Origin of the sequence: Brucella haematophila, from assembly GCF_005938105.1 — a bacterium.
Classification (GTDB): domain Bacteria; phylum Pseudomonadota; class Alphaproteobacteria; order Rhizobiales; family Rhizobiaceae; genus Brucella; species Brucella haematophila.
Genome location: NZ_VCPE01000002.1, coordinates 381473 through 396738, shown reverse-complemented (window position 1 = coordinate 396738; position 15266 = coordinate 381473). Strand labels below are relative to the sequence as shown.

Below are 15266 nucleotides of genomic sequence, written 5' to 3'. Positions count from 1 at the left end.
TCATCATATTTCCTTAGTTATAATTTTACCCGTCTTTACATTGATAATTATTGGCAATATCTGTACTATAACCAATGAGTTTATTTATTGTATATTTATGCGGAGATTTAACAATGCTATTCAGGTCAAAATTTTTTATTTTCTATTTGGGGCAGATGCCAATTTTATTCGCAAGCGCCTTGCTAAATGTGACATTTCCATCAGCTTTCGCCCAGAGCGCGCAATGGATTGGTGGAGGGCCGACCCCTCACTGGTCTGAAGCAGGAAACTGGACGCCTTCCAATCCTGAAACAGGAGACGATGCGATCGTTAATTGGATACCAGAAAGCTACGAGTACGCGCCACAGTATGACCTTCCTGACAGCACGATCAAGAGCCTCCTAATTGGCGGACAAGGGTTGGGGGGATATCTTTCATTCAAAGAGAACACCAAGCTTACAGTAACGGGTGATCTCGTCATTAGTGGTGAATATGCGCCAATGCTGACACTCGATCGAAATCAGGCAGCGCTGACGGTCAATGGAAATATCACAATCGGGGACACTGCCGGGGATCGGGGAACAGAACTGAGATTGGAACAGGGCGCTCAATTCAACCAGCAAGCAGGACAAAACACCATTCTCGGCAAAGTTGCTGGCAGCAACGGCTACGTATTCATACTGGATAACGCTACGCATGCAAATTTCGGCAATCTGAGTATTGGGGGATCCGGCGGTGGGATACTCGATGTGTCGAAAGGGGCACAGGTGACAGCAGAGAACGCGGTAGCGGGTTCCGACGCATCAGCAACCGGCACGATTAGACTCAAGGGGGCGGATACGAATGCGGGATTTAGCAGCCTCACTGTTGCCAAAGATGGTACGGGAACATTGTATCTTTCAGACCAAGCCACGCTGAATGTCGAAAGTGATTTTGTCATAGCCTCCAGCATTGGCGCGAAAGGGAAGCTTTACATCGGCAACCCAACAACGCTGGTAGCGCCCGGCAGTGTAACGGCCAGATCCATACACTTCGGTGACGGTGACGGCGAGGTCATTCTGAATCATACCGCACCAGTCGAAGCTCCTTATGTGCTTGATATGCCTATTAGCGGAACTGGCACCATCACAAACCTGAACGGTGCCACGTATCTAACGGCTAACAATACCTATACTGGCCCCACTTCAGTCAAGGCTGGCCTTCTGGGCCTGATCGGTTCCGGCGTTTCTGATATCAGTGTGAGTGGAGGCACGCTGTATGTGGCAGGGAGTACAACTGGCGCCGTTGACCTACAAATAGGAGGCACATTGACTGGCAGTGGTTCGGTAGGAAATTTGACCAATGCAGGCATAATCAACCCCAGCCGTAACACATCAACCTACGGATTGACGATAAACGGAGATTACATCGGAAAAGGTGGAACGCTGGTAATCGACGCAGTTACTGGCGATGACAGCTCTGTTACTGACACCCTGATCATTAAGGGCAGCACCTCTGGTGGAGCAACTTTAGTAGTGGTAAACGGCTTGAGCGGTATCGGAACGAAACCCCACCATGACATCCGGATCGTATCTGTGGGGGGCAGTTCAGGTGCTCCATTTACCCTTCAAGCGGACCACATTACCGCCGACGGACAATCAGCGGTATCGGCGGGCGCTTATTCTTATGTGTTACATTCCGGCGGTGACGGATGGTATCTGCAAAACTATTCCACCAATGATGACCAGCCTCCTGAGATTCATTACAATCCGGGCGTCCCACTTTATTCGTCGTATTTTGCGGGCCTTAGTCTATTTAATAGTTCGATGATTGAAACACTCCAAGACCGTACTGGAAATCGCTTCTGGCAACCGAAAACACCGTCCCGGCCTGGAGAAGCAGCACAGTCTGGGCTGATCTGGACGCGGATGATTGGTAGCGCATCTCATTATCGCCTTGACAGTTCCACCACTGACAACAAGATCAATCTGACCCGCTGGGGCCTCCAGGGAGGAGGAGAATTCGAACTCTCCGACACCTCTGCTGGTCAGTTTCACACATCGTTGTGGCTTAATTACAGGCATCAGCAGACCCAAGTTGCTTCAGCTATAGGAAACGGTAATCTGACAACTTATGCATACGGCGTGGGCGGAGCCGCCACCTGGTATGGTTCAAACGGACTGTATGTCGATGGACAAGCACAGCTTACCTTTTACAATACTAATATATACTCGAGAGAGTATGCCGAAGAACTGGCTTCAGGCAAAAAGGCACAAGGGTACAATGTGAGTCTCGAAGCTGGCAAACAATTCACTGCCGGACTTTTTTCGACAATAACCCCACAATTACAGCTTGCTTATTCGAGCTTCATCCCTTCGGATTTCAACGGTTTACACGCCAGCGAGTTAGCTTACAGTAACTTTAACTCGCTGATTGCTCGGGCAGGCGGTTCCTTCAGAAGCACTATCAACCGGACAGCAAGCTCGGCAACCGATTTAACCATAGATGCCAATTATTACCGCGAACTACTCGATAATCAAAGCACGTTTAACATTGGACCAACCACCCTAGACGCGGGAATCGCCGCCAAAAACACGGTTGAACTAGGCATGGGCTTTACTCGCCGTTGGGCACACGGAAACCAGACGGCATTCGGGCGAATGAACGTGAAAATCAATCCTCTCGATCCACGAGACGCTTATCAGATCTCCGGAAACATTGGGTACAGGCTAGGTTGGTGACATCCTGCTGCGCACTTCATGGATGCGTTGCGGCACACGTCTGATGTTGCCGCGCGCCGTATCCGAGACGGAGATATTCTAGTTTCAATCTCTTTGGCACCTCAGTGTCAAATCGATACCAGTCCCAGCTGTTTTTGACGAAGTAGAGAATTTGAGAAAAGTCACGAACACCTGTTGAAATGACGGTCAACGGATATCCAGCGCTTTCGCCTGTCCGCAAGCGATCGACCTGATAAAGAAGCACCGACAGACGCCTGGTAAAGGAACCGGCCCTATCCGCCGGATTAGCAAATTTACTGCACAGCGCTTCATTCAGCTAGCGTCCTCAGCTAGCGTCCTCAGCTAGCGTCCTCAGCTAGCGTCCTCAGCTAGCGTCCTCAGCTAGCGTCCTCAGCTAGCGTCCTCAGCTAGGAGGACGTTCTTCTTTTAAATGATAGAACAAGCTCGATGTGCTATTATTTATACTTGGTATAACATTGCTCAACGAGAATCCTGAATACCCTCCCGCAAACGGAAGATAATTACAAAAGGAAGTACTATTTTTCTCGTTATAGAAAACAACGCTCATTTCATTATCCCATGCGGGATATACCACCCAAAGAAGCTCACTATTTCCTTGATCCGGTTTTTTCGATAACGGGCAGGATGGGACCGGTAAGCCATCGTTATAGTCGTAGTCACTGACCCATCCAGTAGCAGAAAGTGCTAATGGTTCTTTGGGTGATACATCGTAAAAATTGCCGCTTCCATCATTGAAGGGCGCTTTGTCATCGATGATCATATAACGGAGCATTTGCCCATTCGCTCCAGAGACTCCTTCTGAAAACCTGAACTTCACAAGACCGCTCTCGTCAGTGAAGGGATTCAGATAGCATGACGTCTCGCTTGGAACACTCATATCTTGTATGGCATACGTAGGGTTTCCGTAAAGAAAACTGTAAGCACCTGAGGCATGAACACATACCAGACTGAAATAGTTGGTCGTTTCCCCCGTTTGCCCTGTTAGCAGATTTGCAGTTGGAACAGAAAGCAGGGTGAAGTTGGAGTTGGTGAATTGATCGGGATTATAGCCTTCTGGCAGTTTATCCGGGTCGATCAGAAACTGCCCCTGGTTCCCGTACTGATCGTAGAACGTCACTAGAAATGGTGTCCGTGTGAATTGGTAATTGATGTCCCCTCCTCCATAGCACAGCAAAGTAAGATAGAGCTGATCATCCTTATAGAGGATATTTGTTTTGATTGAGCCCGTGACGGGCGTATCCATAAAAAAGGCAGTCTCAACAGAAAGAGGCTCATTGTCGACTTCGGAATTGTACACGTTCACTGGCCAGAAATAGCCCTTCATTCCATAAGCGCCAAGACCACGGTTTCCAAACGCATAATCGGCCCCTTCACCCAATTCTGGCGTGTTTGGAGGATACGGTGTCCTTCCGTCAACCAGTGCCTTGTAGAGCCTAGTGCTATAGCGGCTCTGAGTAGCTGGACTGAACCCGATTGTGTAGTCAAACTGTCTATAACAGCCCCCTACGTCGTAGGATCCCAAAGCAATATCTCCGTCTCTTCCCTCATTATTATGTACGACACGTTGAGCTTTTATACTCAACGAATCTATATCGTACTCCAAAGACTGTTTGGAAGAAATATTGATTGAAAAAGTATCTTTAAAACCACTCGCATTAATGTAAATTTTACTTTGACTTTCCATCTTACCAGGTATCGTAGAAATAAATCCCAATGAAAGACTTTCAAAAGAAGCTTTATCATCGCAACAGGCATAAATTGTTATATATGCCATGCCATCTCTAATAAAATTATCACCGCTATCGTCGCGAATTGAAACATCTTTAAAATGAAAACCTAAGCTACTAAAACTTTGATACCAACCCTGTGTACTGGAGCCTGAGCCTGGGGCCGGGTAGCTCCCCATAACTTGTTGGAAATTATAATAATTGCACAACTGTAGCGATTTTTTAACAACATCAATAGTCGGCGAGTTATCTTCATTGAGCGGTTTTCCATCACTATCCGTCATTGCCAGTTGGATCGAAATGACGGCCTGATTGCGCTTGTTATTGTAGATTGACGTTGACTTTTCAGCCCCAGTCACCGTCATGAAATGAAAATTGAAACCGGAAATACCAGCCCAATCACCTTTTTCGTCTTCCAGAAATTCCATATCTTTATTTAACATTTAAACAATACCAAAGTAATTTGAATAAAAATTAGATTTATATAATGATACTTATATTACTTTACTTAGAAAGCATATAAATTATTATAATTTTTAGTTAATTTACTTCAACTTACTTATCAAAACTAAATCATTACCCTTTGCTACAAGTTCATACAAGTATTTTCCAGCTATCAAAGCAGGCCCACCGTCATTTGGATCAAATACATCAGGACGACCAAGAACGAAATCTGCACCAGCAGCCCCTCCATCTACCGTAATGATTTTTATACCATAATCTGTCTGCGCGCCTTCGGATCCTTCAATAATATTAAAATAGACAGATACATTTCCAGCGTAAGTTAGATTTCCTGCGAAATGTACTAAATCTGCCTTTGAATCATCATCACCAAGTTCGACGCTAAGATGTATCGCCCCTCCACCTGTTTTTGAGTTACCAGATACAAGAACATTACTTTGTTCATAAGAGTCTTTACTTTTATTACTCTCATGTGCGGCAATGCTAGTGTATAAGATTCCGCTCAAATCTAAATCTTGGATTGTCCCGGGCCCCACAAGCTTACCATTACTTGCAACTTTGATTTGACCAGTCAGACTGGTCTCTGGAAGTATCAAAGTTCCCTTAGCGTCCACCAGAGCACCTCCCGTAAACTCCGAACAATCGCCCTTGATCTGGGTAACCCCAGCCTTTACTTCCAGGGTTCCGTTCCCTGAAATCTTCGCTTCACAAACAAAGGGAGCAGCGATTGTCTTGTCATGATTGAAAGCGACGGTTCCGCTGCCCTTCCCGAATTTCAACTCTGTCGCACTGAATGAACCCGGTGCCTCAGTTACAGTAGCGCCTCCAAAAGTGAAGGTACCAGTCGATGCATTCTCCTGGGCGATCGTAACACTCCCATTTACAGTTAGCGTTGCTCCGGCGCCAAGGTTAACGGTGCCGGTGCCTGCTCCCCCTATGATGAGCGCATCTGCGGTGACGGTTCCCGTCGTGGTAGTCGTGAGGGTACCATGTCCCGTGGCAGATGCGCCAAGCGTAATCGTTTTGCTGGATAGCGTGGCGCTCGTTGAGAACATAGCAAGACCAATGCCCGCATCACCGACTGTCACATCGCCGGTTGTTGCCCCGGTCCCCGCGTCAGCACCAATGAGAAAGCCAGCACCGTCTTCGGCCGAACCTATCGAAATTGATTTACTCGAATCCTGCTGTAGTTGTGCACCGGAATGGAGCCATAGCTTGGCCTCGTCGTTAGTATTGCCAACCGTTATGTCTCCCGATACCTTGAGCGTTACAGCATTCCCATGGACTTCAAGTTGCGCAGCATCGATACCGCCCACTATCAGATCATTTTGGATTTCGAACCCGGCTGTAATTTCGAGACGAGCGGTTTGCTCCTCAGCTCCCAATGTCAGGCTTTGAACTTTTGTATTCGTGTCGATAAGCGGTTCATATTCGTATGCATCATCGCGCCAGCAAATCACAGCATCATCAGTATCGCCCGGCAAGGCTTTACTGTCCCAGTTGCTCTGCGTCGACCATTTATGATCTATACCCTTACCGGTCCAATTTATCTGCGCCATTTTACTACCCTTAAATATCTATAGATTACATATAAAACATCAGCATCAAGAAACTAAACTTCTTTTTCCCAATTACGTTGGTTCACTCTCATCCGAAGGCTTCCCAATCACGTTGGCTCACTCTCGTCCGAATACTATTGATTTTCATTCCGTCTATACCAGGGTATGCCGATACGAGGTCATTTGGGCGACGGTAGTAAGAACCGGTACGAGTAAGCCCGGGCATCAAATCAACTCCTGCACTTGGTGGAGCTGCATATTGTCCCCTATGCATCGCTTCCGTAGCTAATGTAAGCCGTGGCGTTGGCATGGGTGGCTTTCGTTGAAGGGTCGGAGTCGGCGGCGGCGGGCGTCTGCGAGTGCCGGCATTGGCTATCAGCGTGCTATCGCTACCTCCTTCATCATGATCAGATTCATGTATGGGGGAAGCCTCTGAATGAGCGCCCCCCTCCTCCGACTCAATCAGCGGCCTAGACTCAAGCTGACTCTTCGGTCCGCTCCTTCTCGTGATTTTACCTTTGATCTTCCTATAAAGTGTCTTTGTTTTCTGGAAGCCTTTCATCTGCGATAGCTTCTCTCCACCTATTGCACCGATGGCACCGATCCCAAGACCCAGCGTACCAAGGCTAGCCCCAGCCTGAGCGATAGTTTGACCCGTTTCAAATTCTGTCTTATCCGCTTTCCCACTGCCATCGTATTGAATTGCATGCCCCGCCGCCGCGGCCATCCCCCCTCCCATGAGCATAAGACCAACCACCGTTCCGACGGGGCCTAAAGCGAACATTATGACGAATCCCAATGCGATGACGGCGACATCCATGACTTCCTGCATCGCCAACAACCAGCCTGATTCTTTTTTGTCTTGCATACTTCCAACCGGCGTTGAGTAGTGCCCCGTAGGATCAACCCGATTTATTGGATCTCCGCCACAATACGCATACGGGTTGAGGCCTCCGGCATCAAACGGACTCAGGCTGTCAGGTCTGTTAAACCGACCGAGAACAGGATTATACAACCTGTAACCATTGCCCAGCAAATAACCCGAAGTCCCCGCATCCAACTTTTGAGCATTAAAGCCCGCCGTAACAGTGCACTCCGCCATGCGCTTGCCGTAAACATCATACCGAATAGAGCTACCGGACCCGCTATTGTTTAATGCGTAAAGCACTGAACCGTGAATATCGGTCGCATAGAGATAGTTTCCATCTTCCGTTTCGGCAGTATACTCAGATACTATTGTATCTTCAGAGGATGAAAGCAGACTTTTATAAGATGACTGCCCATCGAACAACTTCAATATGCCCACCAACGAGTCATCAATGTAGAAATGTTCCTCGCGTCCACCGTCTGGATTTTGTACAGCTCGCAACAGGTTGAGTGCATCGTACTCATAAATAATCTCTGAATCGTCTTGTTGAACGGAACGAAGCCTTCCTAAACCGTCGTACAAAAACTTATTCCCGAGCTGATCAGCGCAAAGCGCTCCATCCTCGTCGTATACGAAGATGTGTTCATCATCACTCGATACATCTGTACCTTGAAGCTGACTGGGGTCGGCTCCCTCAAAAGAGGCAGAATTTTCTATTACATCACCATTAAACAACGTTTTGGTCGTTAATGTCACATTGGACAATGCATCGTATGCATAAAGCACATTCTTTACACCCAACGCCTCTGAATAACCCTCTCCTTCATCATATGTGACCGAATGCAACCGACCGACATCGTCATACGCGTAACTTTCCGAACGATTTCTCATGCCAACAATGTTGGTATAATTCAAATTCTTCGTCTTAACCTGGTTCGCAACATTATATTCGTATGATATAGATACTATCTGTTTATTTGAGAAACTCGTTTCTATGCAAATTTTCCGCATAAATTCATCGTATGTTATATTTGTGGTAGCCCAAATTCCCCCCTGATCGATAGACCAACCGGTGATATATCCCTTATCTTTTTCATAGTTGAAAGTTAGAGATTGACTTTGACTACCAACATTTTGTATGCGCCCATAACCATCATACTTGAAATTCCAGTCAACCCCTTCCACGGAAGTATACTGAATAAGACGACCTCGCAAACTATACTTTGATTTTGTTTTCTTCCTACCAGATGATGTCGTGGTATCCTGCGTTGCAAGAAATCCGTTTTCATAGGTATTCACCACAGATATATTGCTTACACCATTATCCTCGTAATTCAGCAGCTGCCATGTTTTCTTATCATATCCAAACGTCTGTTTTCCTTCTGCATATTCAACAGAGCTAACTTTGTTTCCGGCCTCTTTCTCATACGTATACTTGATAGTCTTTCCAGATGGCATCGTCACCAGAGAGGGGGAAGTCGACGCTCCGGTAAATTCACATGTATAAGATCTTCCGCCCACATCCATGGATGTGACACGGCCAAGTCCATCAAATTTACGACTTCCAACACACTTATCATTTACGTAAACAGCTTGAGGATGATTGCTTATAGATGGCAATTCATAAACATACTTGATGATTGTATTGTCCGGAACCTTCGTTTCAACCAGCCGATCCCACTCATCGTATTTCTGGGTGGTTATCTTGCCTCTGACGTCAACGTGCTTACGCAGTCGTTTCAGTCCATCATACTCAAAACTTTCTGTGGAATATACTTTATTCTTTTCTGTATATAAATCTATACTTATCGGTAGACTTCGATTGTCGTATGTAGTTACTTTGTAACCACCGTACACGATTGTATCATCTTTTCCGGTATAGGACATCTGTTCTTTAACGGTTCGTGCGACAGGGTCACGCGTTATGACAACGTTGGATTGAGCAGGACCGGTCGCACTATTCTGCGCGCCCCACCCGTCATAGCCGAGAGTTTGGCTAATAGTTAAACTTTGGTTGGAAATTTTATCCCAAATAGCCGCAGTCATGGCCCGTCCGCGAGAATCAAATGTCGTCTTCGAGATCGTGGTGTCGGCCTGTTTGGTAGCAAGCCCCCTTCCCAACCCATCTACATAGTCTTTTAAGTCCGGCGTTCCTGGTCGTGTCGTAAGTCTGGACCAGACCGAGAATGTGCTCAACGTGTCTTTCTGATAAGAGTAGCTTATATCGGTGCTATACGTATTACTGTTTGCAGAAAACGTCTTCTTTTCCAAGCGACCAAGCTTATCGTATGAGAACTTCGTCTGAATACCCAACGCATTGGTGTTCAACATCGGTTTTGTATGAAATTTGTTTTTCTGGATACTTGAACTACTGACGGTTCCATCGTAACCAGTAAATTCATTTTCGAAAGAAACGTGGTTTAATGCGACGCTGCTGTCATCCTGATTGGTCTTATATTTTACTTCAAAAGAATGATATGCCTCACTATTCGACGAGTTCGCTTCATCATTTCCATTTACTTTGTTCGAATAAAATGTGTCTTTTACGGTATACAAGCGCCCGTGAAGATGCGTACCAGGCTGATCTTTATATGCAATATCAGTTCGTTGGATTTTTACCTTATCGGAAAAGTGGGTTTCTTGCGTCTGCACAACAGCATAGTCCACAGGTGCATCCGATTTCAGAGACAACTTTTTATAACCATATACGACCTTTCGGACGGGTGCGTCATACGCACTGTTCACAGGCGTTACGGTCTGGGACTTCATAAAAGTGGGAATGCCGATCGGCGCTGCGGGACAAGTTCCTTCGTCGCTATCCTCCCCTGCCTGGCCGTAATACTCCCATGTGGTCGAGGTACCATCGGGATCTGTTCTGGCCGTCAAATTACCATATGTATCATAGTCCAAATGGGTCACTTCAGGATCTGATTGAACTTTATCTGAATTAATATATGAAATCGCTTGCTGTGTCGGACACTGGAACCGAGCGTCCAGATCCTCGAATCTGGCAGCCATATCACAGTATTTGTACTCCGTTGTATTTAAAACAGTCGTTACTACTTTGCCTGCCACGTATTCATCGTCGCGAGACTCTGTCATGAGATGAAATTTATTATATTTCAACGTCTGAACACGAACAGGGTTTGTTTTAGCTGCAAAATCATTCCTATTGTCATAAAATTTAATGGTGCTGACGTAGTTGTAAGTTGACTCTACATAATAAAGATTATCATGGTCCGACGACCAGGAACCAAGGTTAGTTTTAGAATTATATCCTAGATAGTTCCCAGAGGTAGCGTCGTTTTTGTTCTGGTAAATATAAGAGGTGTATATTGGTGGCTGCCCTCCACCAACATCCTGGGTGAACTCAACCACAGCTGAAATAGTTTCGCGACCGAACACTTGGGCTGCATTCGCTGGAAGCAGTATAGCGTCCGGCGCATACTTGGCACTCTCCTTATAGCCCAGCGGCGATGTAATCATGCTCAAATTGTAGTCGTTATTAGAATCGTATTCAAAAGTCCACGGCAACTCGTCTAGCTCAACCCCTGTCAGTTGGTATAGGTTTCCTTGTTGTGTCTGTACCAACTGCAAATTGAATTCGGAAACGACCTCTTCAGAACTACCTGGCCAAATTGTTACTTTTGTTTGCTTAGCGTTGCTGTAATCGATTGAAACAAGTTGCACACCGCTGTCATCACTTATACCAGTGACCATCGGTTTGTCTTTGAAGGCGATATCGAAATGTAGTGCCTGACCGGAGGGTGCATAAATCTTCTTCGGTACCTTGAGGGACCCACCCTTCGACGGACCTGTCAGAATGGTTATTTCCCCGCTCTTATGCTGGAGAATATATGAATCTTCGTTCGTTTCGTCCTTTGCCGCCTTGTGCAGTTGGGCTGCAATGAGCTTATTCTGCAGAAAACTGACCGGCACGCGACTTTGCGATGTCGGCCGACCGTCATCATCCGTTTTGTAAGAGTCACCTGTATTCAACTGCACAATTGGCTGAGCACCATCGGCGGGATTCGTCTCATAAGAAGTCCATCCCAGACTCCAGCCCGCTCCAAAGCCCTGATCGGCTTTGTTTGATGGATCGTATGATAAAACAATGTCAAGTTTTGGTCCAGCTAGGTAATTTCCGGTAACAGAGGCCAAGTGAATCGAGGCATTGAATACCCCCCTGCGGGGGTCAACCCCTCCAGAAACAGCGCTCGTGAAGTTCCCAGCATGAGAAAATGGAGCCATTTTAAATAATCCTTATACATTATAATTTATTGCTTGCTCGGCGGAATTATCGACCAATTTGTTGAAGAATCTGGAACAATAATTAATGCTCTGTTGTTTCTATACCATTCTTGTAACTTTTCAGAAGCATTAATATAAGTATCAGGGCTGTCGTATGTAAGAATAAATTGATTTTGATCGATATCAAAGGCGGATAATTTAAACTTATTACTTTCCCATACTGGGTATAAAATCCAATAACATTCTGAACTCACATCGGAATTAGGAATAAATAATTGAGAACGCGGATAACTTATATTGTCAGGAGATTGTGGTGATACAGAAGCAGCACTTAGAACGCAATCAGTGCCTTCGCCTGAAAAACTGCCAATGGAAAAAAGGAACGCTTCAGGCAACACGTTCGGAGCGATTATCGGTGGGTATTCGTTAAGTCCCTGAAAAGAAAAAACGCTCGTCGTCCCCTCTGAACTGGTGACAGTGGCCAACGGATTAGTACCAGCATCGGTGAAAATGGTTGCTGCCATAGTATAAGCGACGGAATTGCCGATTGGATACGTTGCCGCTATACATTTACAGTACGGTATCTCACCGATATGTGGAGTAAGTCCCAAGTTCTTTCCGCTTTTTAGAAATTGTTGCTTCTGATAATCCGGCGGTTCTGGATGATATGCAGTGGATCCGTGATAAGCATCTGGAAACGCTTCTATTGGAATGTGAAAATCCCCCGAGTTGCCGTACTGATCGAACAATGTCAGGGTGAAAGGTTGATACAGCATCATTCCGTCCGCACAGGTCCCAACCGTACAATACAAGGAAATAAGTAGAGTTGAGGGATCTATCGGATTGTCGATAACCGGGATGTCTCCCAAGTAATAAGATTGCACCTGACTTCCAGGGATGTTTTGAGCATCCCCGTCATCGTCAATGATGCAAAGATTGGAGGGCCACAGCAGCAGCGTATAGTTGTAGAGCCCTACATAATTGATACCCACCAGGCCGTTGTAGAGCTGCCACCAATTCGCTTCACCAACCTCGTCAAAAAGAAACCAGTCTTTGTTTGGCGCGTTGATGACAGCTTGGCGCAACTCCGGCACATACCCCACCTGTCCTTGCAACTTGATCTGGTAGATCCAGTGCTTCCAAAGTTGATCTCTATAGTTCACACCCGGATACAAATTAGGATCAGCGGGGACATGGTCCGGCGGATTAGCGATCAGTTGCCCAGTGCTTAAGAGCATATCTTCCGTGAGTAGTATTGGCGATTGGGCGGTGAAGGTTAACTTCGCAACTGAGAATTTTTGAATTGAGTCGGTTTCTTGCAGAGATACACTATCATCCACAACTATTCCCACCCATTGGAGATCGGGTTCATGAATCCGAATTTGGAAGCCGAAATTTATATTTTGCTTTCTGATTTTTGTGCATCGCACATAAAAATCTATAAAAACTTTCCCGGTATCCTTATTGATCTGTCCAGGCACGTGACCATCGGAATCCTTTTGTGCAAAGGACTGCGCTACGCTTCCATCAACAAACACATTCGGTGAGTATTTTACTTTCCAGTCTAGATTGTCGCCTTCTCCGATATTCGAACCATCGTCATAATTTAGAAATTTGAGTGCTTGCACAACGTAACCAATCGAAGGGCAATCGTCTCCGGTAACGGCGTTATCGCTTTCATCCTCGAGCGTAAACTGCAATCGCCCGCGTATAGAATGGCGGCCATTCGCATAAACGGTCCCACGACCGTTTGTACTGGAATTTCCAGCGATGGTCCAAATGGGGTCAGCGATCTTTGCCCATTTACGTCGCCCACTACGAGTATCAGCGTTATCAACCGATTGTAGTTGCCATTCAATATAGTCCCGTTCATCACCGGACGCATTCGCCGAAATCTGGTTTGCGCTCTCAAAATTGGTGGGGGCAGTCAGGTAACCGCCAACCTGGTTCCGAATCGCAAAACTCCCGAGTGACCAAACGGGTTCGAAAGTCCAAGTTGCAGTGCTGCCATCGCCTGTTACCCCTCCCTCGTCACCCACGCCCCAGCCTTCGGCAAAATCCCGGCAAGAACTTATCTTACAAGTTTCGGGCAAGTCTGCATTAAACCAATGATGAGTATTGACGCTATCTTTTACATCTTTCAGCGCGCCATACGCGACCACCCAGCATGGCTCGTAAAAGGTTCCTAAATTCTTCACATAAGCGCCATGTCCGGGCTTGGCCGGGGACTGCAGAGTGAACATACCGCCCAATGAACTGTCACAAGGCTTCAACGAAGCGCCTGGAACTCCGATGAAGTTCAGATTTTCCAGTGTGTTGCGATTATACTTGGTTGGAATAACACTTGGGTCCAGCACCATCACCCCAGCCGCATTGCCATAAAGATCACCGAAGCTAAGCCTAATTGGGAGACGCTTGTCACGAATGGTAGCAGATGGACCTGCGGTGCAGTATAATGTCAGCGCAACCGCGCCCGGGTCCGCATCGACTGTCAGGTTCTGGGTCAAGTTCGTAAGAGAACTGACTGGAAACGATCTCTTATCTGTAGGACAGAGCGGCTCACCGTCAGCATCCAATATATTGATGGGCCATGCATAAAGTTTATAGAAAAACCCGCCTGATGACCGCTCACCGATAGAGTAATCCTTCAGATATTCAGAACGGTTCTCTGGTGCCAGCGTCCAAAGAGCTGTCTCGTTCGCGTCGTCTGACGTTGGATCACGTGTAATCTGATAATCGAAGCGCCGCCAGAAATTCGCATCTGCCGGTGCACCTTCTACGAGATGCCCCTCATCGTCTTCTCCATCATGAGCAACATGGCAACCCGTGATCGAGAAATTCGCTGAACTCACAGGGACAGGCGGTAGAAAACTAAGGCCGAATTTAACCGAGTTGGGATTACCAACATAATTTTCAAGAATAAAGGAACCATTATCCACCACAAAACCAACATGTAGTTGTTGTTCCTTGGGAACTTGCTTAAAACGGAAATAGAAAGTCAGATAAGCAACCGATAGTCCGTTATATTGACCGGTTGTTTCAATTACCGTTTTGTTTATCGGAGCATCAGCCTTCTTCCCACTCGGATATTGTCTGTCGAAATTATTGCTTGCCTGTTCTATTTTTACTATCTCTAGATCGAGCGGTTCCTTCGTATAATAATCAATAAAAATGATCGAATTCCTGACTTCATCAATGTCAGGCATTCTGTCGGTTGTAAGTTTTTTTCCACTCTTGTCTACGAGACTAAGTACTATAAACAAAACAAACTGATGATTTCCATTTGGATAGAGCTGAAAAACTGCTTCAGGAGAATAGCTGGAAAAATTTGCTTCATATCCAAAGATTGAGAAACCATCAACTCCGGCCCAATCTGTTTCTATTTTTTTCATTTTTTTCTCTTTATTTCTAGAAAAATATTTATATAAAATTGTTATACTGTTTTATAAACTTTCATTTGTATTAATGTATTGTTTTTATTTGATCCTGATGGAAGTATATATTTTATATATAACTATTAAATATCAGAAAGTCATTTATATGTATCATTACGTATTAAATAAACTTTTTATATATATATTACTTTAAATTATACTTAGATTGATTTTATCTTCTCAAATTAAATCATCATTGGATACATAAATTTTTGAAGAAAATACGAATGCTAATTAGATAATTA

5 protein-coding genes are annotated in these 15266 nt (G+C 45.7%); 1 reads left to right on the top strand and 4 read right to left on the bottom strand.

The window, feature by feature from the left end:
- Positions 1 to 74 precede the first annotated feature (74 nt).
- Positions 75 to 2699 (top strand): autotransporter family protein, encoded by a 2625-nt coding sequence (locus FGI60_RS04615; RefSeq protein ID WP_138784127.1) that lies wholly within the window; start codon positions 75 to 77, stop codon positions 2697 to 2699.
- Between the two features lie 403 nt (positions 2700 to 3102).
- Here the strand turns inward: FGI60_RS04615 and FGI60_RS04610 are convergent, their stop codons facing one another.
- The 4 genes from FGI60_RS04610 to FGI60_RS04595 form a co-directional block, all read right to left on the bottom strand.
- Positions 3103 to 4890 carry a hypothetical protein gene (locus FGI60_RS04610; protein ID WP_138784126.1) on the bottom strand — a complete coding sequence of 596 codons (1788 nt, stop codon included), beginning with the start codon at positions 4888 to 4890 and terminating at the stop codon, positions 3103 to 3105.
- Positions 4891 to 4992: 102 nt separating this feature from the next.
- On the bottom strand, positions 4993 to 6468 hold the full coding sequence (locus tag FGI60_RS04605) for an autotransporter outer membrane beta-barrel domain-containing protein (protein WP_138784125.1): 1476 nt from the start codon (positions 6466 to 6468) through the stop codon (positions 4993 to 4995).
- An 88-nt stretch (positions 6469 to 6556) separates the two neighbouring features.
- Positions 6557 to 11587 carry an RHS repeat domain-containing protein gene (locus FGI60_RS04600; RefSeq protein WP_138784124.1) on the bottom strand — a complete coding sequence of 1677 codons (5031 nt, stop codon included), beginning with the start codon at positions 11585 to 11587 and terminating at the stop codon, positions 6557 to 6559.
- 26 nt (positions 11588 to 11613) lie between these two features.
- On the bottom strand, positions 11614 to 14979 hold the full coding sequence (locus tag FGI60_RS04595; RefSeq protein WP_138784123.1) for a hypothetical protein: 3366 nt from the start codon (positions 14977 to 14979) through the stop codon (positions 11614 to 11616).
- Positions 14980 to 15266 lie beyond the last annotated feature (287 nt).